Below are 19,532 nucleotides of genomic sequence, written 5' to 3'. Positions count from 1 at the left end.
TAGTCACTCCCTTTAGTCACATCAATCATTTATTATAAAGGAAGCGTCGAGCGTATTTTTGTCCAATCCTGCGACTTTTTATTGCTCTAAAGATTGATAAAATTGTAACAACTGCTGTTTGCGTTCAGCTGGTAAATCCTTCTTAGATATTTCCTGGATAGCGCCTTCAATCCCGTAAAGCATATGCAAGCAGGCTCCCGCATCTCGCTGCATCCTAATCTTTAAAAACGTCGCCTCAGTTCCGGATTTTTTTAAGTCTTCAGAAGATTCAATCCCAATAGCCGTTAAATGTTCAGCTAGCACTTTTCCAACGTTAGGTAAGGTTTGTAATTCTGTCATCGTTTAACTCTCCTCCAAGCTGGTAAATCCTTCATCATCGTTTCTACGACTCCGACAGCTGCATCGGCATCAATTCCTTGAGTCCGGATGACAAAAGCGAGTAGGTTTTCCCGTTTTTCTTTGTAGGTTTGCATTCGTCCATCAGGCGTAGCGCAATGTAAACAATAGTTTTTACTAACGTCTCCTTGAGCATGATCCTCCGGTTTTTCCATCGGCATTCCACAAGCAATACATTTCTTCATTTTCTATCAACCTTTCCGTACTAAGTGTAAATAGCCTTCAATCCATTCATCCTTATAACGTTCAATCACTGACGTATCTGGTGCAAACATAACCTTGTTCTGCAGATAGTAATGAATAATTCCAAGCCAGGTATTAAAAAGCAAATGAGGCGGTATACCTGTAAGTTGACCTTCTTGCTCTAATAAAATCAACAAATGGGCGGATAAGGTTGACTGATGACCAAATAATTTCTCTTGAGTTGTCTTGGGCAAAGCTGTCATGTTAGTAATTATTTGTGTGTAAAAAGCTTCTTTCTCTTGCAACAGGGCTAGATGCTGAGCCAAAAATTCTTCTAATGTTCCGCTGTTAGCCACAACCTTATGAATACGAGTATTCATGCTTTTGAAAAAATTATTAATGACTATATCAATCAAATCTTCCCGTGTAGGAAAATGTAAAAACAATGATCCATGAGCTAATCCAGCTGTCTGAGCAATTTTACTGGTAGACACTTGGAACCCTTCTTCAGCAAATAATCGACTAGCTGTTTTTATGAGTTTTTTTCTGGTTTGTTGTTTCTTTTTTTCTCGTACTGACTCTGCCATTTTACTGACCCTCCACTCACTGAGTATACACTCATTTTATTATTGAAACCATTCTCTGTCAATTGATCTTTTCGACTTTTTCCTTAAATGGTAAGATAAAGATACTTCAGCAGAAAGAGAGTCAATTATGAAAACCTGGGAAAGTATTCAACAAACCATCAATTATATAGAAGAAAATTTAGGAGAAATCATCACCTTACCAGATTTGGCTGCTGTGGCGCATCTCTCTCCATTTTATTTTCAGCGTCTATTTAAGAAACTAGTCGGCCGACCAGTCATGGAATACGTGAAGTTGCGGCGTTTAGCTAAATCCTGTCAGCTCCTGATAACTACCAAGGGGAAGATTTTAGAAATCGCCTTAGCAGTCGGGTTTAATAGTCATGCTTATTACACAAAAGCATTTAAAGCTGCTTACGGCATGACACCTGAGTATTACCGCTTGGAAAAACCGGCTTTGAATCAAATGCTTCAGCCGGACTTAACAATGACCCAAGTCATCCTGACAGAAAATGATTCTTTTATTACTGAAGACATGGTGCTGAAGATTCAGCATCGTAATTTGACTGAGGCAGAATATTATCAGGGCATTATCGGGCAGCTGATAATTGGAAATAATATCCCAATTGGCGGGACAACTGGGATTAATCAGGCTAATACTCTTTGGCAGGAATTTCACCAACTAAAAGCGGAGCTTCCAGAACTATTTACTGGAAATATTGAGTTAGGCGCTTCTTTTCTGCAGGATTCTTCGCTTGATCCTCTGGCCTTAAGATCATCACAGACCTTTGATTATTTTGCAGGTGGAAAAGTGAAGCAACCAAAGCATAGTGCACTAAAGACATGGTCGGTTGAACCAGGGGATTATATTGTTTGCAGCTTTGAGGCAGAAAATACAGACGAGATGAGAAATGCTGCTCTTGCTAAAGCACTCAGTTATCTGTTGGGGACATGGCTGCCGAGACAACATTTAATCACCGAAGCTTATTCACTAGAAAAATATTTTACAGCCCCTGCTGAGGAGGCTGCTGCAATAGAAATTTGGGTAGCACCATTACCAATGCCATAAAAGAAACCTGCCGCCATCTCAGCGACAGGTTTCTTCTTTATAAGGAAGCTTCAAGATATGGCTTAGTAATAGAATCTTCACTATCCAGTAATTCTTGAGGAGTTCCGCTAAACAGAATCTCTCCCCCTTTGGCTCCGCCTTCTGGTCCAACCTCGATTAACCAATCTGCCTGCTTCATAATAGCTAAATGGTGTTCCAATAAAATCAAACTATTGCCTTGATCTACCATTTGATTAAACAGTTGAAGCAGCTCCTGGATATCAGCCAAATGCAAACCATCCGTTGGTTCATCCAGTAAATAAATGGAGCCTTTTTTATGCAGCTGCCCTGCCAGCTTTAAGCGCTGGAGTTCTCCGCCAGATAAAGTGGTTAAGGATTGATTTAGTCGAAGATAGCCTAAACCTACATCCACTAAAGCCTTTAATTGCTTACTAAACTTTTCTTTCACGAAAAAGTGATAAGCTTCATTCACCGTAAAGTGTAAAACATCGACAATACTTTTACCTTGGTAATGATACTTTGCGATCTCTGGTGCGTAACGTTCCCCATGACAAACCTCACAAACTGTTACGATATCCTCCATAAAGGACATGTCAGTTACAATGACTCCTTTTCCGTGACAACGTGGACAAGCACCTTTGGAGTTATAGCTGAAGTAGGCAGCGGAGATATCATTCGCTTTAGCAAACAATTGCCGAATGTCACTGAACACATTTAGATAAGTTAGCGGTGTTGATCGCAAATTAATTCCAATATTCTTCTGGGAAATTGCTACAATCTCACGTCCTTCTTCCAATGCCATCTGGCGGACTGCTTCACCTAAAGAGCTCTTTCCTGATCCAGCCACGCCGCATAAAACGGTGAGGACACCTAAAGGTACATCCACTGAGACGTTCTTCAAATTATGAATCGAACTGTTTTTCACCTGTAATGAATCAGTTGATTTTCGTACTTGTGACTTCAACGGCAAGCGGCTTTGTAATAACTGGCTGGTGATGGTTCCACTTTTGAGAAAATCCTGATGACTGCCTGCAAATTGAATTTCGCCACCGGCTTCACCTGCGCCAGGACCCATGTCAATAATGTAGTCAGCTGCTTCGATTAATTGTGGATGATGTTCTACTAAGATGACTGTGTTGCCCTTATCTCGCAGCATGGTTAAAGCTTTTTTGAAGCGATCAATGTCTTTTGGGTGCAATCCGGCACTAGGCTCATCCAACACATACATAATATCCGTTAAAGAGCTGTTGATATATTTGGAAATTTTTATCCGTTGTGCTTCCCCACCAGATAATGTTCCTGTAGAACGAGCTAGGGTTAAATAGCTTAATCCAATATCCAATAAGGCAGCTAAACGTTTTTGTAATTCTCGTTTGATATCTGTCGCTAAAGGATCATCAATTATTTTGACAAAATCAGTTAATTCATCCAAAGACATTAAAACTAGATCTGAAATATTTTTTCCTTTAATTAAACAAGTTCTTACCCGATCATTGACTCTTGTCCCGTGACAAGCTGGACAAGTTTCTACTGTAACAAAGTGATTTAATTGTTTTTGATGTCTTTTCCCTTCATCTTTATTCAAAATGCTGCGCTGCATGCGAGGAATAAGTCCTTCGAACAAAGCTGTATGAGGCCATTCTTTAGGCGGATTTTTCAACTTAATTTGTGGTGAGTACAAGAATAAATCCAATTCTTCCGGTGAGTAATCTTTAATCTTTTTGTCTAAATCAAATAAGCCACTGTTAGCATACCTTTTCCAACGCCAAAAGCCGTGGTGAAAGGTAGGAAAATTGATGGCATCTTCATTAAGGGATTGATCAAAATCCACTAGTTTATGAATGTCGATGGTAGTAGTCAGACCTAGACCATCACATTCAGGACATTTTCCCTCCGGATGATTGAATGAAAAGGTATCGGAATAACCAATAAATGGTTCCCCTACTCGAGAAAAGAGCAGGCGCAAAAAGGTGTAGATATCAGTATAAGTACCGACTGTTGAACGAGCATTTGCAGATAGCTTTTTTTGGTCAATTACAATTCCCACCGGCAACTGTTCAATAGCTGCAACTTCTGGTCGGCCGTACTTAGGTAAATATTGTTGTAGAAAGCTGGGGAAAGTTTCGTTTAACTCTCGACGTGATTCTGCTGCCAGAGTGTCAAACACCAGTGATGACTTTCCAGAACCTGATAATCCAGTAACAACCGTTAGCTGCTTTTTGGGTATTCTAGTTGAAACATTTTTTAAATTATTTTGTCGAGCATCTTTGATCGTGATCCATTGCTGTTCCATGAGCGAACCTCCTTATTATTGATCAAAATAGTTGGTCATCTTTAGTCTAGGACATTCTAGCAAGGAACGCAAAGAAACCAATTTTGGGTATCATTTATTAAGTAATCATCACAAACCTCCTATTTAGTTTGACGCCTTTTACTAAAACCTATAGAATAAATGATGATTGCACTTTCAGAGATAAGGAGCGTTATATGTCTCATATAAAAAAATATAAAAACTTTGTAAATACTAGAATCGGCTTTTTTAGTTTACTGATAGTATTACTATGGGTAAAAAATATGTTCGGTTATGTCATGGATTTTCACCTAAGCTTGCAAAGTCCTTTACAGTTCTTCATTTTAGTAATTAATCCGATCAGTGTTTCTATGTTGCTGATCAGTATTGGTTTGTTCATTAAAAGAACACGCGTTGCTTATACAACTTTATTTGGTATCTATTTACTGTTATCGATCTGGCTTTTCTCAAATGCGGTATATTACCGCGAGTTTACAGATTTTATCACGATTAATACATTGTTAGGTGCTGGACAAGTTTCAACAGGTCTTGGGGAAAGCGCGGTTCGTTTGTTCAGAATCTATGATATTTTTTACATTATCGATTTGTTTATTCTCCCGCTTTTATTATGGAAGAAAAAGATTGAATTGGATGATCGAGTTCCTCGATTGCGTCAAGCTACCGCTTTAGCAATGGTTTCACTTTTAATCGGAAGTGGGAATTTATTTTTAGCTGAAATCGACCGTTCAGGATTACTCAGTCGTCAGTTTTCTCGTGAACATTTGGTAAAGTATCTTGGAATCAATGCGTTTACTTTTTATGACGGATATCAAACATATCAAAATAATCAAGTCCGAGCGGAAGCTAGTCCAACTGATTTAAAAGAAGTTGAAGATTATGTGGATGAACATCAGACAGCACCAAATGATCAAATGTATGGCATTGCTAAAGGTAAAAACGTGGTTTATATCCATTTGGAAAGCTTCCAGCAGTTTTTAATTGATTATCAGTTGACTGATGAAAACGGCGAAGCTCATACCGTTACACCATTTCTGAATAGCTTATTCCACGATCAAAGTACTTACAGTTTTGATAACTTTTTCCATCAGGTAAAAGCCGGTAAAACTTCTGATGCAGAAACGCTGCTGGAAAATTCTTTATTCGGTTTAAATCAAGGGGCTTTATTTACACAAATGGGTGATAAGAATACCTTTGAAGCTGCACCCAATATTCTACAGCAAACAGCAGGTTATACTTCAGCGGTTTTTCATGGTCACTCAGCTAGCTTTTGGAATCGAGACGCTACCTATAAGCATCTTGGCTACGACTATTTCTTTGATTCAAGCTATTATGATATTAACGAGGAGAACTCATTCCAATACGGGATGCATGATAAACCGTTTCTAAATCAATCAGTTCAATATTTGGAACACTTGCAGCAACCGTTTTATGCCAAAATGATTACGGTGTCTAATCACTACCCTTATTCCAGTTTTAATAATGATGAAGACGGGTTTCCAGTTGCTAATACAAATGATTCTACTATCAACGGCTACTTTGCTACAGCGAACTATTTAGATACAGCGTTGCAAGAGTTCTTTGATTATATGAAAGCTAGTGGTTTGTATGATGATTCTGTTTTCGTGCTTTATGGGGATCACTATGGAATTTCTAACACCCGTAACAATGAGCTAGCACCTTTACTAGAGAAAAACTCTGAGGATTGGGGTGACTTTGATAATGCTCAGATGCAGCGTGTACCTTTCATGATTCATATCCCTGGTCAAACCGAGGGGGAAGTTAATCATACTTATGGCGGACAAGTAGATGTTTTACCTACGTTGTTGCATTTATTGGGAATATCAACTGATGATTACTTGATGTTAGGTCAGGACCTCTTTTCTTCAGAACACAAACAAGTAGTTGCTTTCCGAGACGGTGACTTTGTAACACCGGATTATACTTTCTATGGAGGCAAGGTTTACGATAATCAAACTGGTTTGTCAGTTGATGAGCCAAACCTAGAGCAGCAAAAACTTTTTACGGAACTAAACCAGGCAGTTGATGAGCAATTAATGACCTCAGACAAAATTAACAACGGAGATTTGCTTCGTTTCTATCAAGGCAGTAACTTAAAGTCTATTGATCCTCAAGATTTTGATTACCATGACCAGCTAGAGCGATTGCTTCAAATTGAGGCTGATAAAGGTGGAAAATCAACCAGTTTATATAGTCAAAATGATGAACAAACAACTGTTCCGCTTTATCGAACAGAAACTTATACTGAATACCAAAAATAGTGGGAATGATTTCCCACTTTTTTTTATTTACTATTCTTTTTTTACCTATCTATCCTACTCCTCCACCACTATTACAGCCAAATCCTCTGATTTTTCTAGTTTGGGATGATCTGAGGAGGAATACCCATCATAAACAACCACTGAAAATTCCTGCTTGGCCTTTATTGCTAGAGTGATCAACTTCGCTATAGTACTTTCCTGCAAGTTTCCATTAATCACTAATTTTTTACGCGATTTATTTAGTAAAGTAGTTAGCTTATCCATAGCAGTCCGAGGATTCACGTGAAAATCCTTGTATGTGATGAATTCGGAAATCTTATTGGGCTTACAGCCTAACAAGATGTGCTTTTCTTCCAACACTGCTTTTGATTTGTTTTGTCTTTCTAAAAGGTAATTCAAAATCATATTCATCCTTTTTCATCTCCCTTTTTATCCTTTACTTGAAGGTAGTTTTAAAATGCTATACCATAGTTATAAACTATCCCTTAAAGGGAAAGTCAAGGAGAAACTAATGGATTATAAGAATATGTTAACGATTGGTAAGCTAGCCAAAATTTCTGGCGTTCATGTTAAAGCTTTGCGTTATTATGAACGCATTGGAATATTGCCGCCATCCTATGTAAATCCTGAAAATGGCTATCGCTATTATTCACAGGTTCATATCTATTTAGTTGAAACCATCAGACTGTGTGCGGAATTAAGTATCCCCTTAAAAGAACTAAAAAAATATATTTCTGAAGACACGTTTACTATTTCTATGCCAGAAATTATTGAAACTGGAATCCAGTTGGCCAATCAAAAGATGCGACAGTTTCAGAATAATCTAGATTTTCTTGAGGAGATAAAAAAAGAAATTCAGCGCTCCGACCGTTTATTTCAAGCTGAAGAGGACCAAAGAATCACCATCCCTGAAACAGATTATTGGTTGATTCCCTTCGAAGAAAATTTTGACGAGGATAGCTATGATTATCACCAATTACTGAATGAAACTTATGGACAGGTTTTGGAATTAGGTTTACGTCCAGTTTATGAAATGGGTGCTTTACTTAGATACTCTGGTGGGGATTATCGGTCCTATCTCTTTCTAACTCTAGAGAAAAATCAGCAAAACCATTTGTATGAGAATACTCTCACGCTGCCAGAAACAACTTATGTTTCAAAACTGACGGATACCAACCGACCACAGCTTGCTGAAGAATTATTCCCTGAGCTTTTCAGCTTGGAATATGATAAGGTGGTTTTCAAATTGGATATTATGACTAGTCAGTTTGATGTTCGTTCACCATTATTTGAAGTTCGGTGTTCGCTGCCAGCTGGAGATTAGACGCAAGCGTATTATTCTCATGAGTTTCTGATTCTTGTTCAAATACAGATGGAATTGCAGACCTATTACCACACTGCCAGCTGGGCAAACTATATGTGAGAACGATTAATCCGTTTTAGAGCTTGGCGATATTGATGAAGCACTCAATCATTTTTGTGACGGTGACGCTACCTGCAGCATAAGCACAAGGCTACGTCGTTCCCGACAGGCTTTACCTGGTTTGATCGAGGTTATCGCCTACGCTAGCTCTCGACATAGTGACATCTTCACGACGAATAATAGTAAAAAAGAAGAGTATCTCAATCATGATGATCGAGATACTCTTCTTTTGTTCTAAGCTACGTTAGTTGGTACTGGTACAGGCTTTTCACCATTGTTGATAAAGTATACTTGATACCAAGTTAAGAAGGTATAGATAGTCCAAATTTTACGTCGACCATCAGCCGTCCCTTCAAAATTATCATCCAATAGCTTCAAGATTCTCTCTTGATCAAAAAATTCTTTTACGAATTCCTGCTCAAACAAATTACGGATAATCTTATAATATTTTTCTTCTCGTAACCAGTCTTTGATTGGTACAGGAAAACCTAATTTTTCACGATTGTACCACTCCTCTGGCAAATGGCGGGCTGCCGCTTGACGGAAAGCATACTTCGTGTTTTCTGCATTGATCAAATATTTCGTTGGTACTTGTTCTGAAACCTTCATTAATTCTTTATCCAATAAAGGAACACGTACTTCTAAGGAACTAGCCATTGATAACTTATCTGCTTTCAATAAGATATCTTTAGGCATCCATTGGTGCATATCCAAATACTGCATTTTTTTAATCTCTGACATATCTTGGACTTGGTCATAGTGTACTTGAACAATATCTTTAACACTAGGACTTGATTGATAAGTAGGTTGTAAGTAATCTACCGCTTCTTCTTCTTCAAATACCTTAGCCTGACCTATGAAGAAGTCTTCAGCTGGTGCTAAAGAAGTATATAAGTGCAAAGCACCACGGAACGATTTCCCTTTTAGACCGCGGCCAATTTTATAGCGCATGTCTTTAGGCAGTTTTTTTAAACCTTCAGCGACTACCTTTACCATTTTAGAATTTGTGTTCATTCCATAAGCTTGGTAACCGGCAAATAATTCATCTGCCCCTTCCCCGCTAAGCGCCACACGAACATCACGACTCGCAAGTTCAGCCAGGAAATAAAGCGGCACACAGGATGGATTTGAATCAGGTTCATCCAAATGGTATTGAATCAATGGGAAATAATCAAAAGCTTCATCTCCAGTTACGACTCGAGATGTATTATTTAAATCAATTAGCTCGGCCAATTTTTTTGCTTCCACTGATTCATTATAAGTCTTGTCACCGAATCCGATTGAATAAGAATGTTCAGGACGTAATACGGCTGTTACATAACTAGAGTCAACCCCAGAAGATAAGAAGGAACCTACTTCAACATCAGCAATTCGGTGAGCTTCCACTGAAGAAATCACAGTTTTATCAATTAAATCAACTGTTTCTTCTAAAGTTAAACCAGTTTCCTTTTCATTAACATCCCAATATTGCTCAATCTTCAATTTACCATCTTTATAAATAAAGTAATGCCCTTCTTTAATACGATACACATTTTTGAAGAAGGTTTCATCTAATGCCGAGTATTGAAAAGTCATATAAGGCTTCAAAGCTTCCTTATTCAATTCTTTCACAAAATTTGGATGCTTCAAAAAGCTCTTGATTTCTGAACCATACATAAAGGTTCCGTTCATTTGAGTATAATACAATGGCTTAATTCCGAAATGATCCCGAGCGCCAAATAATTCTTGTTTTTCTGTATCCCAAATAACAAACGCAAACATTCCACGGATTTTTTGCAGCAGATCAACACCGTATTCTTCATAACCATGAAGCAATACTTCAGTATCGGCATGGGTTCTAAAGATGTGTCCTTTAGCAATTAAATCCTCACGAATGGATTGGTAGTTATAAATTTCACCATTAAAAGTAATAATCTTTGTTTCATCTTCGTTATAGATCGGTTGAGAACCGCCTTCCAAGTCAATGATACTTAAGCGACGAAAGCCTAAAGCAACACCTTCATCAATAAATTGACCAGAGCTGTTTGGTCCACGGTGAACGATGGTATCCATCATTTCTTTAATGACTTGTTCTTTTTGTGTTGTATTTGAACGATCAACGAATCCTACAATTCCGCACACACTGTCTACCCTCTTTCAAATAGCCTCAGATACACACTGGTATCAACTTTCAAAGTATATCATAGGATATCTCGACTTTCACGAATTGCGCAGATTTTCTATACAAATTGTCGAGAATTCTTAATTTTTTACAAAGAGGTAGCGAAGAAAACGTTCGCTAATTCTTTTAAACTTATTAATTCAGCTAGCTTCTATCTATCAAGTAAAATCTTTAGAAAAAATAGTTGAATTTCCTATGTTTAATCCCTTTTTAACCCCGAATACTATCTTTTTAGAACGTGATGCATTGAAACATTTCTGTTTTTCACCAGCAACTTAGCAAAACTCCAGAAGTAAGCTTTTCATTATGTACTAAAAAATCCTTAGCAGATCTCGCTTTCAGATTGGGACACAGTAAAAAATTCTAGAGAAGGAATTAATAATACAGAACCAATTCTGTCAATGTCACGAATAATCACAACCACGTAAAAATACCCGAACATTTATTAAAAGATCACTTGATGTGAGTGAATCTTTTCATAGTTCGGGTATTCTGTATAGTAGCTTTTGGAGTCTACTTTAGAGCTAGTGACACTAAGAACGGATACGCTCCAAAAAATTCAATCAAGGATTTGTTGCTATTAACCGTGTTTATAGTTAAACGGGTAGCATTCTGAGCTTCATTTTGAATCAACTCGACTCTGTGATCATTTTCCAATTTAATTAAATAGTGATTTTCTTCGATTTTTTTGAAGTCATACTTGGGATTATTCATAGTTGTAATGAAAATAGCATCCAATGTATCTATACTTACCAAGTGTGGCAAATCAAAGGATAAATCTAATGGGCGGCTATTATCTAATAGATTGTCACCCAAAGCAAAACCTAAGCTCTTCATATGTGTAAAAACGCTATTCATTTCATAGCTAAGTAATGAGTTCTGACCACTGGTATATATGTGGTGCTGGTAGCAATCAGCCAATAAAGTCAAAACAGCATCGTTTAAGACCGCCACTCTCATTGACTCCGGATAAACTGTCATCAAATGAATTTTTTCTGTCCGAATTTTCCCTTCAGAAGTAGGCATCATCAGATTAAAAATAATCTCGTTCTCGTTCATCAATCGATAAGAAAGCGTGAAGTGTTTCGTTTCCCAGGTTGAAAAATCATTACTGGAAAGCTGTAAATCATGTGTTTCCAAGGGTTTTAATAATTCAAAGGTAAAATATTCCAGCAGAGCACTTTTAGCAATTGCTGAAACTTCATAGTCTTTACTTAAAAATACTTCCCGAAAATCATTCAATAAAGTCGCAAAATCTGACTCCATTAATTTCTTTCGGAATTTCAAATCGGCTAACTCTTTCTCGGCATCTTCAATCAGGTTTAACAAGTCTTGATAGTTGTTTTCTCGATTGTCATAATACGAAAGAGAGGATCGACTGAGAGGCTTTTCGTGAACGGGTAATTCTTCAGCAGACTCTAATTCAAAATCAGCTTCATCGGTATGCAGCACTTCTTTTTCTCGAATCATTAATTCTTCATTTTCTTCAGGCGCAACTAGAGTATCATATAATTCGCTAACTCGCGTTTTCTTTTCATCAGTCATTTACTTGTCCTCCTTGTTTAAAAACACTTGGACAAATTGCTGCATTTGCTGTTCCATCTCTTCTAGTGAACCAAAGCGCTTATTAATAATCCGCAATTCTTTCAAGGCAATTGCTTGTTCCAACTCAAGTGCTTTTATTCTTTGAGCTAATTCAATCTTTTGAGATTCACGGGAGACTTCGCTGCTGACAAAAGGAAGCCATTTACGATGCTCTTCCTGAAGAGCTAAAATTTTGCGATTTAACTGATCGATTTCATCATCGATTTTTTTACGATTCAACAACCCCTTTGAATCTTCAAGTTCTGCTTTTTTTTGTTCCTGCTCCTGAATTTGCAGCTCCAACTCTTCAATTTCCGAACGAGCAGCAATTATTCTTGCATCGAAATCATTTTCCTGAGACCTCAAAGCTTCAATTTCTTCGTGATAAGCACCTTGTTCAGTTTTTTTCCATTGTTTTTTTACTTCAGGCAAAATGATTACCGACGGCTGCGTAGCATCAAGCTGAATAACCGATCGGTCTCGATAATAACTTCCCAGCTGATAATCCAATAAGACTGGTGTAGCTTGGTCTCGTAATTGCATGAAAGGATATTTTCGTAAAAACTCCCGATCCAATTTACTGGTGAAATAATTATCCATTTCATGATTTGCATTGCTGGATTGCTGAATTGACACAGGCAGCTCATTCCAATAAATTTGGTAAACAGCTCCCATATCTTCTCTCTCCATGGCTTCTTCCAAGCGTTGCAATTGCGACATTAAATCGCCTAGTACAACAGAAGCTGATTCCTTTACTGAATCAAAGGACGTTTTAGACTGCTTTTCTGGCGTCTCCATTTGATAGCCTCCTTGTGCATGTTTATAATTTTATAGTACCATTTTTTTATACGAAAAAGTGTTTTTATGACTCGAAATTGGTCAAAAAGAGCGTTGACCTAATGATCAACGCTTATTTATTCATCCTTGGTATTTCATTGTCGAAGATTCGAACAATTTTTTAACATTAGTTCCCAATATTCCCAAAGAAATCTTTAATCGACTGCCATAAATTAGCAAAGAATCCTTGGTTTTCTTCTAGTGTCCCTTTAATAGAATCACCAAATTTTCCTAACTGATCTGAAAGACTATTTACTGTATCTTTGAAATCACCACTGATTTTATCTAGTTGCTCAATTGATTGTTTGTCTAGCACACCATCAGTAGTTTGATATTGCTCAGCAAGAGAAACCAGCTTGTTAATGTCTTCTTGACTAATATATTGAGATAAATTGTTCTTTTCTAAGGCTTGATTGACAATATTTTGGACGTCTTCTTTGGTAGCTAATTCACCCTGTTTTTCCTTTAGTTCAGCTAAATCCTTTTTGATATCCACTAAGGTTTGATTTAATTGCGCTTTATAAGCTTCATCGGCTTTTTCTTTGTCACTGGCTGAAAGATCTTGTTGTTGCTGATTCTCATTCGCACTATTCACAATTGATTGAGAAACTTCATTGGTGGTATCTAATTCGGTTTGAGCCAATTGAGCTCGGGCGGGATCCACTTGTTCACCATTCGATTCAAATGCTTTATAAACACCAGTCAAAGCACTTTCACCGGTTACTTTTACCACACTAGCTACTTTTACGGTTGCATCAGATATACCAGCAGTAACTAACGGATTTTTGTATTGATCAGCAGTAATTTGAGTAATATTTTCCGGAGTCAAAATTTTCACATTGATCCCTTTGCCTTGGTCTTCTCTATTCACAACAACTGAGCTAAGCATGACGCTGTCATCTCCGCTGCCATATCCTAAATATTTTACTAGATCAGCACCTGTAGCCTGTTCAGTTTTTACACTATCCTGATTAATGCCTAGTACGTTCATCGTTTCGTTTAACTGCTGTTGATTTAAACCAGCTCCCGCAACAAATGTTGGTTTTCCCCAACGTTCATTGATAACAGCTTCTGAACTAACGTTAGTTGCTTGCGCAGTAGTACTAGCATGAAAGGTACCTACTCCTAATGACAGCGTTAAGCTAGCTAAAATAATATATTTTTGTAGTTTCATTGTTTTTGTCCTCCTATTGCTTTTCTAGTTTTATTTTAGCTGATTTTCTTTTTTTTCAGTAAAAATAATCTGAGGATTTAAGCAATTATTTATCAACCTAAACTTAATTTAACAAAAAAATCAGACCAAGGTTGGATGTTTTTCTTTAGTTTTCCTCAAGACCACAAAAACTCAGCGATCATTTTATCCACTACAGGATTCTCATGAAGCATGAAATGAAAAGCAGTGAGCGGAGAGCCGTTGATAATTACAAACTGGTAGCTTTTCACATAAGGTTCCACAACAGGTTCGATTGCTCGCACTTCCGTCTCCTTAACTAATCCATCTGTTGGTTGGCCCCAAATGTTGCCTGCAATTGTTAAGACAGCCAAATCATTTGGCAGCTTTTCTCCAGAAGCTAAATAGCTCTCACTGGGATGCAGTGGAAAATCGCCACCAATACTTATCAACTTTTCTGGTTTGGGAATTGTCGAATCATTGGGATAAGCAGTTAAGATAGCAACACTCATTGGAGCACCCGTAGAATGCCCCACTAAATTCATTTTGTCAAAACCCTGAGCTTTCAAGTATTGCAGATAAGGATAAATTTGTTTGACTTCTTTTTCCGGCGCTCGGCTATCTTCAAATAATAGTTGAACCATTGAATTATTGCCAAAACCAGCTTGTTTTTGTTGAGAAAATTTACCATCCGACTTTATATATGTTCGCTCACTAAAAGTTCCCAGATCATAACGATCTAATCGATTAACAACTCCACCAAAGGACGTTCGATTTCCGCCGTAACCTGGAACAAATAAAGTAACTGTTTTTGTATGTGGTTCTACCTTCACTTCATTCAATAGTTGTTCTCTTTGTCGGAACCACAAGAAAAAGACAACGATTAAGCCTACTATGATCGTTAAAAAAATGCCCAACACTTTCTTCCACCTCTTCATGGATGTCACCTCTGGAGCTAGTTTACCATGAAATAAAAGAAAAAACTTTTTCCAAGCACAAAAATAAGACTAGAACAGTTACGTCCTAGTCTTAGTACTACAACTCTTTTGTTGTGAAATGAATTTTGCCTTCGTTATCTCTTGATAAGATCGTTTGCTCTTTCAAGTAAGGAAAAGTTAATTCAGGAAGCTTTGGATCTTCCAGCATTTTTTCATATCCTTCAAAGATATCACGCATATACTGCTTATAAGCCTTCTTCTTTCTTTGTCGCTTATTCAAGTTACTGCACCATCCTTCTGAAATATCTTACCAATCTTTATTGGTCTGGACAAGTGCTTATTGATAAGTTGACTGTAGATAAGTCAATAATTCTTTAGATAGCTCAGTAGCTGATTGACCATCAGATCGATTTTCTAAAAATTCCAGAAGCGAATAAGCTTGATTTTGAGCATCAAAAGCATACAAAAAACTATTTTCTTGACCTTTCTCATCTTGCTTTTCCTTGATTTCGGCAGTTCCTGTTTTTGCTGCTAATGGAATATTTAAGCTCTGCAGACTATTAGCTGTACCATTTGGATCGCTAACAACAGCTTGCAAATCCTGATTGATTGTTTCAACTGTTCCTCCTGAAACAACGTCAGGTTTTGTTTTCGTTTCTGTATCTGCTAATAACTTAGAATAAACTAGTGTCCCCTTATTAGGAAATACAGAATAAGTAGCAATTTGTTGAATAGGATTTAAAAGCAGCTGTCCTTGTCCATAGCCAGTATCAGCCAACAATACCTCTGAACCAAAAGAATCGTCATTAGAAATTTGAGCGGGATCCATTGCAATTGGCAAATCTAACTTCTCACCAAAGATAAATTTGTTTAATCCATCTCTAAAAGTCTTTTCACCCATTTGCAAAGTTTCTTGTGCCATGTAAATATTGTCTGAGTAGACTAAAGCTGTTCGCAGGTTAACAGGCGAAACATCACTTACTCGAGTAACTTGATAACCACCCCAAGAACTATCTTTTTGCCATTTTAATCCATTAATTGCCAATTCTTCATTTGGATCAAGTGTACCAGAATCTAAACCGATCGCTGCAGTGACAGTTTTGAATGTAGAACCCGGAGCATAACCAGTAGCAAAACGACTCATAAATGGTAAATTTTTATCGTTATTGTACGCATCATAATCTGCCTGACTGATTCCATTGGTCATTTTATTTGGATCAAAGCTTGGTGAGCTGACAACTGCCAGAAGGTCGCCTGTTTTAGGAGCGGTTGCTACACTCGAGCCGGGTTGTCCTTGTAAAGAATCATAAGCAAGTTGCTGTGCTTTCAGGTCAATGGTTAACTTAACGTTCTCACCATCCGTCTTTTTAACTTCCTGCAGAACTTTCTTTTGTGAATCAGCTTTATCCACAATGGCTAACACTCCACCATCTTGTCCTCTTAGCTGCTTATCTAAAGCACGTTCTAATCCCGTTCTGCCGATTAAACTTTCAGCAGCAAGTGTATCATTTTTTTCTATATCTTCAGCAGTAACTTTTCCCACATAACCAATTAGCTGTGCAGCAGCCTCTCCTAAAGGATAAGTTCTACCTGTTGCCTGGTGAACTTCAGCTCCTGCTGGTACATTTTCTGGTATTTCGGATACGGTTTTTAGAGGAACAAAGAAGTCATCTTGGACCCAGCCTTGTTCTAAAGCACTATTAACTGCATCAACCGTACTGCCAATTGACTCAGCGATTGCTGCAATTTTCTGAGAGCGTTCATTATCACTGCCTAATTGATTTGGAATTACACCGATTTGATAAATCGTACCATTAACAGCTAGACCTTGATCATTGCGATCAAGTATTTCACCGCGTGTAGCTGAAGTAGCTTGGTAGCTGATTTTATCTGTAGCAGACATTTCTGGAAAAATTAAATCGGGTTTCCAAATAATTTTTTGATTTCCATCTGCTAGTGTCCCTTCGTACTTTTGATTATCTAGTTTGCCAAGACCAGTTGTTAAAGTCAATTTGTAACTGAAGTTGTAGCCATCATTGCCTTTTTTCACTTGAATATCACTGGCTTTAATATTGGAAGCGTTGATGCCGGTAAAAATGTTTTGGTATTTTTCTGCCACGCTATCTTTAGTAAACGCGTTATCTTTTATTGAAGATTCAGTCAAATAGTTAGGTATTTCATTGTATTTACCTTTTGAAATCGCAGAGATAAATTTCTTAACCGTCTGCTCTCCCTCATTTCTCAATTGATTAGCGTGATAAACGGTATATCCGCCAAATCCTGCAATAGTTATCAGAACGATTGCACCTATAATAATTAAAGGCAGTTTGGTACTTCTTTTGCTTTTTTGGCTTCTTTGCATAGACTGTTTGTCCCTTCGTTTAGTAATAATAGTTAGTAAAGATCTCTTTCACGTAAAATACGCAAGGTTTCCTTAGCAGCCTCTTGACCAGAAGTATCCTCACCTTGCAAATGACAGGCAAAATAATAGGTTTGATCTTCTGCCTCGATAAACCCGATAAACCAGCCACGACTTTGTTGATTTTGCCTTCTACCTGTTCCAGTTTTACCATAAAGAGTATAATTCGGACCAGATTCCAGCTTAATTGCGTCCTTTATAAATTGAATTTCTGCTGTTGAAAAGTTCAATTCATTATTTAAAAGTTTTTTTAGTAATTGAACCTGTTCAGTAGCGGATATCTTTAAAGAAGATTCCAACCAATAATCGTTTATCGATCCTAACAGATTTGAATTACCATAATTGATTGCTGAAAATTCTTTAGCCAATGAAGCTTTACCTAGACGACTATCTAGCAGCTGGAAATACCAATTAGTCGAATTAGTTAAAGCTTCCTGCAGCCCTTGATCTTTGTTCCAAGCGGCAAAAGGATAAGCTGTTCCGTCCCAGGTTAATTGATTCTGATTTGATTGAATTATGTCGTATTTCAAGCCAAACAATCCACTCCATAATTTGTAGGTACTATCTGGAGAAAAGCGTTGATAAGCAGCTTTTTCATTATAGATAGAATATTTTTCCGCTTTTTCATCATATAAAACCAGAGCATTCTGGCTGTTCTTAAAAAAGGATGTATCTGCCAATACTTCAATAGAGGCCCTTTCCTCCAGTAATGAGGCATTCTGATTACCTTCACTTTGAGGAATCGCTATAAATGCTGCTCCTGTTATTAGAAGTATCATTAAAATTTGAATGTACCAGTATTTTGTTTTTGCTCGATAATCAGCGATAATATGGATTCGCTCTATCAACAATTTTTTATTGTCAGAAAAAGCGATTAGTTGAGTATTATTTTTTTGAACGAAACTGTTCAATAATGCTTGTCCATAACTAATGATTTCAGTTTCTGTTAAACGAGACAGGACAAGCTCGTCACAAGCTATTTCACGATCCTTTGCAGCTTTTCCTGCCATCCAATACAGTAGTGGATTATACCAAAAAAATATCGTAGACCAGATAAACAAGCATTGCTGATAAAAATCTTTATTTTTGTGGTGTGCCAGTTCATGCATCAGGATGAGGAATAGATGCTCCTCCGACTCTTTACTACAATACCCATCCGGTAATAAAATCACTGGATGAAACAATCCGCTGGTAGCAGGTGTTAAAATTCTTTTAGAAGAGATAATACGAACTCTTTTATGGTATTTTAATACTGATTGGGCCTTTTCTAAAGAGTGTTGAATCGTACTATTCTGCAGCAGTTGACCTTCTTTTATCCAGCTATGTAAGTTGTAAAAAGAAAAAAGAAAAAGAAATCCTTTAATACCTACGCCGATCACCCAAACAAGCACAAAAAAATTCATATAATCACTAACTGCCGAACTTGATGGCAGGGAATAATCATTCATCCATTCATTTTTCAACGGATAAAAAGAATCGAGTATCCCTGAATTAGTTTTCTCTATCCAGCTGTTTTGAAAATTGCTGATAGTGCCTACATTATAATGCAGAAATGCTTTAAAATTTGCTAGAGGCTGATAAGGAATAAAAAATAGAATACTCAAAAAGGGGAAATACCAAAACAATCCCCTCAACCGCGGATTCAACTGCTTTCCAACTACATTTCGCACTAATGCGATCAATAACAAAAATAGACTCATAGATACATTATTAAACAAGAATCGTTCAATTAGCTGAGTCATTATGCTTTTTCCTCTCCGTTAATAACGTTTGCAACTTTTCGAGTTCTTTTTGATCAACTGCTTCTTCCTTAACAAAATTCATAACTAGCTCACTAACTTTGCCATCAAAAAACTTTTGTATAAACTTTTTACTCTCTTGCCTTACAAAATAATCTCTTGGAATCAGCGCATTGTAAATATACCTACGACCGGATTTTACATGTGTAATCACTTCTTTCTGCTCTAAGCGTGTCAACAGTGTTCGGATTGTATTAGGGTTCCAACCTTGTGACTGCTCCAAGAGCTGATTAATTTCCTTTGAACTGATAGTTCCATGATCCCAAACAACTTCCATCACCTTTAGTTCAGATTCAGTGATATTAATCTCCATGTTCATTTTACTCCTTGAATTTTAAACTACAAGTGTAGTTTAAACGAGTTCAGTCATCCTGTCAA

Annotated in this window: 17 protein-coding genes; 3 read left to right on the top strand and 14 right to left on the bottom strand. The window is 37.3% G+C overall.

All coding sequences use genetic code 11. The features are described from left to right. Positions 1–78: 78 nt before the first annotated feature. From IGI49_RS04560 to IGI49_RS04550, 3 genes are read right to left on the bottom strand one after another with little or no spacing between them, the layout of a single operon-like run. On the bottom strand, positions 79–339 hold the full coding sequence (locus IGI49_RS04560) for a TfoX/Sxy family protein (RefSeq protein ID WP_207703498.1): 261 nt from the start codon (positions 337–339) through the stop codon (positions 79–81). Then, entirely contained in the window at positions 336–581 is a 246-nt protein-coding gene (locus tag IGI49_RS04555) for a zinc ribbon domain-containing protein (protein ID WP_429963548.1), read from the bottom strand. The genes IGI49_RS04560 and IGI49_RS04555 overlap by 4 nt, the downstream gene beginning before the upstream one ends. Positions 582–587: 6 nt before the next feature. After that, complete coding sequence (locus IGI49_RS04550) at positions 588–1,166, bottom strand: TetR/AcrR family transcriptional regulator (RefSeq protein ID WP_429963547.1); 579 nt, start codon at positions 1,164–1,166, stop codon at positions 588–590. Positions 1,167–1,293: 127 nt separating this feature from the next. Here IGI49_RS04550 and IGI49_RS04545 point away from each other — a divergent pair, with 127 nt between their 5' ends. Continuing rightward, complete coding sequence (locus tag IGI49_RS04545; protein ID WP_429963546.1) at positions 1,294–2,232, top strand: helix-turn-helix domain-containing protein; 939 nt, start codon at positions 1,294–1,296, stop codon at positions 2,230–2,232. A 37-nt stretch (positions 2,233–2,269) separates the two neighbouring features. On the opposite strand, the gene IGI49_RS04540 is transcribed toward IGI49_RS04545, so the two are convergent. Next, the gene (locus IGI49_RS04540) at positions 2,270–4,525 is read right to left on the bottom strand and encodes an ATP-binding cassette domain-containing protein (protein ID WP_429963545.1); all 2,256 of its coding nucleotides are present in this window, start codon (positions 4,523–4,525) and stop codon (positions 2,270–2,272) included. Positions 4,526–4,719: 194 nt separating this feature from the next. On the opposite strand from IGI49_RS04540, the gene IGI49_RS04535 reads away from it, so the two are divergent. Then, on the top strand, positions 4,720–6,822 hold the full coding sequence (locus IGI49_RS04535) for an LTA synthase family protein (RefSeq protein ID WP_429963544.1): 2,103 nt from the start codon (positions 4,720–4,722) through the stop codon (positions 6,820–6,822). 54 nt (positions 6,823–6,876) lie between these two features. Here IGI49_RS04535 and IGI49_RS04530 read toward each other — a convergent pair whose 3' ends face one another. After that, positions 6,877–7,233 (bottom strand): hypothetical protein, encoded by a 357-nt coding sequence (locus IGI49_RS04530; protein WP_429963543.1) that lies wholly within the window; start codon positions 7,231–7,233, stop codon positions 6,877–6,879. 100 nt (positions 7,234–7,333) lie between these two features. Between IGI49_RS04530 and IGI49_RS04525 the strand changes: the two genes are divergently transcribed. Continuing rightward, on the top strand, positions 7,334–8,146 hold the full coding sequence (locus tag IGI49_RS04525; RefSeq protein WP_429963542.1) for a MerR family transcriptional regulator: 813 nt from the start codon (positions 7,334–7,336) through the stop codon (positions 8,144–8,146). A 333-nt stretch (positions 8,147–8,479) separates the two neighbouring features. On the opposite strand, the gene asnB is transcribed toward IGI49_RS04525, so the two are convergent. From asnB to IGI49_RS04480, 9 genes are all read right to left on the bottom strand, one after another. Next, a complete protein-coding gene (asnB, locus tag IGI49_RS04520; RefSeq protein WP_429963541.1) occupies positions 8,480–10,366 on the bottom strand; it encodes an asparagine synthase (glutamine-hydrolyzing) in 1,887 nt (628 codons plus the stop codon). 553 nt (positions 10,367–10,919) lie between these two features. After that, positions 10,920–11,951, bottom strand: coding sequence for a hypothetical protein (locus tag IGI49_RS04515; RefSeq protein ID WP_429963540.1), 1,032 nt, complete (start codon positions 11,949–11,951; stop codon positions 10,920–10,922). Next, positions 11,952–12,788: a hypothetical protein gene (locus tag IGI49_RS04510; RefSeq protein WP_429963539.1), complete on the bottom strand. Its 837-nt coding sequence runs from the start codon at positions 12,786–12,788 to the stop codon at positions 11,952–11,954. A 166-nt stretch (positions 12,789–12,954) separates the two neighbouring features. Then, positions 12,955–14,001, bottom strand: a complete 1,047-nt coding sequence (locus tag IGI49_RS04505; protein WP_207703509.1) for a DUF1002 domain-containing protein — start codon at positions 13,999–14,001, stop codon at positions 12,955–12,957. A gap of 155 nt (positions 14,002–14,156) precedes the next feature. Next, positions 14,157–14,918 (bottom strand): alpha/beta hydrolase, encoded by a 762-nt coding sequence (locus IGI49_RS04500; protein WP_429963538.1) that lies wholly within the window; start codon positions 14,916–14,918, stop codon positions 14,157–14,159. Between the two features lie 115 nt (positions 14,919–15,033). Continuing rightward, a complete protein-coding gene (locus tag IGI49_RS04495) occupies positions 15,034–15,216 on the bottom strand; it encodes a hypothetical protein (protein ID WP_429963537.1) in 183 nt (60 codons plus the stop codon). Positions 15,217–15,273: 57 nt separating this feature from the next. Next, the gene (locus IGI49_RS04490; RefSeq protein WP_429963536.1) at positions 15,274–17,298 is read right to left on the bottom strand and encodes a penicillin-binding transpeptidase domain-containing protein; all 2,025 of its coding nucleotides are present in this window, start codon (positions 17,296–17,298) and stop codon (positions 15,274–15,276) included. A 32-nt stretch (positions 17,299–17,330) separates the two neighbouring features. Further along, positions 17,331–19,097 (bottom strand): BlaR1 family beta-lactam sensor/signal transducer, encoded by a 1,767-nt coding sequence (locus IGI49_RS04485; RefSeq protein ID WP_429963535.1) that lies wholly within the window; start codon positions 19,095–19,097, stop codon positions 17,331–17,333. Beyond that, complete coding sequence (locus IGI49_RS04480; RefSeq protein ID WP_429963534.1) at positions 19,081–19,467, bottom strand: BlaI/MecI/CopY family transcriptional regulator; 387 nt, start codon at positions 19,465–19,467, stop codon at positions 19,081–19,083. Before IGI49_RS04480 ends, IGI49_RS04485 begins: the two co-directional genes overlap by 17 nt. Positions 19,468–19,532: the final 65 nt, after the last annotated feature.

It is taken from the genome of Enterococcus sp. AZ071 (assembly GCF_050499065.1).
GTDB classification, from domain to species: domain Bacteria; phylum Bacillota; class Bacilli; order Lactobacillales; family Enterococcaceae; genus Enterococcus_A; species Enterococcus_A ferrettii.
Note: the sequence above shows the minus strand (reverse complement) of the source record. Positions and strands in the feature narration are given on the sequence as shown.

Coding starts and splice junctions, on each gene's coding strand:
- IGI49_RS04560 (WP_207703498.1), bottom strand. CDS start 339: ATGACAGAATTACAAACCTTACCTAACGTTGGAAAAGTGCTAGCTGAA.
- IGI49_RS04555 (WP_429963548.1), bottom strand. CDS start 581: ATGAAGAAATGTATTGCTTGTGGAATGCCGATGGAAAAACCGGAGGAT.
- IGI49_RS04550 (WP_429963547.1), bottom strand. CDS start 1,166: ATGGCAGAGTCAGTACGAGAAAAAAAGAAACAACAAACCAGAAAAAAA.
- IGI49_RS04545 (WP_429963546.1), top strand. CDS start 1,294: ATGAAAACCTGGGAAAGTATTCAACAAACCATCAATTATATAGAAGAA.
- IGI49_RS04540 (WP_429963545.1), bottom strand. CDS start 4,525: ATGGAACAGCAATGGATCACGATCAAAGATGCTCGACAAAATAATTTA.
- IGI49_RS04535 (WP_429963544.1), top strand. CDS start 4,720: ATGTCTCATATAAAAAAATATAAAAACTTTGTAAATACTAGAATCGGC.
- IGI49_RS04530 (WP_429963543.1), bottom strand. CDS start 7,233: ATGAATATGATTTTGAATTACCTTTTAGAAAGACAAAACAAATCAAAA.
- IGI49_RS04525 (WP_429963542.1), top strand. CDS start 7,334: ATGGATTATAAGAATATGTTAACGATTGGTAAGCTAGCCAAAATTTCT.
- IGI49_RS04515 (WP_429963540.1), bottom strand. CDS start 11,951: ATGACTGATGAAAAGAAAACGCGAGTTAGCGAATTATATGATACTCTA.
- IGI49_RS04510 (WP_429963539.1), bottom strand. CDS start 12,788: ATGGAGACGCCAGAAAAGCAGTCTAAAACGTCCTTTGATTCAGTAAAG.
- IGI49_RS04505 (WP_207703509.1), bottom strand. CDS start 14,001: ATGAAACTACAAAAATATATTATTTTAGCTAGCTTAACGCTGTCATTA.
- IGI49_RS04490 (WP_429963536.1), bottom strand. CDS start 17,298: ATGCAAAGAAGCCAAAAAAGCAAAAGAAGTACCAAACTGCCTTTAATT.
- IGI49_RS04485 (WP_429963535.1), bottom strand. CDS start 19,097: ATGACTCAGCTAATTGAACGATTCTTGTTTAATAATGTATCTATGAGT.
- IGI49_RS04480 (WP_429963534.1), bottom strand. CDS start 19,467: ATGGAGATTAATATCACTGAATCTGAACTAAAGGTGATGGAAGTTGTT.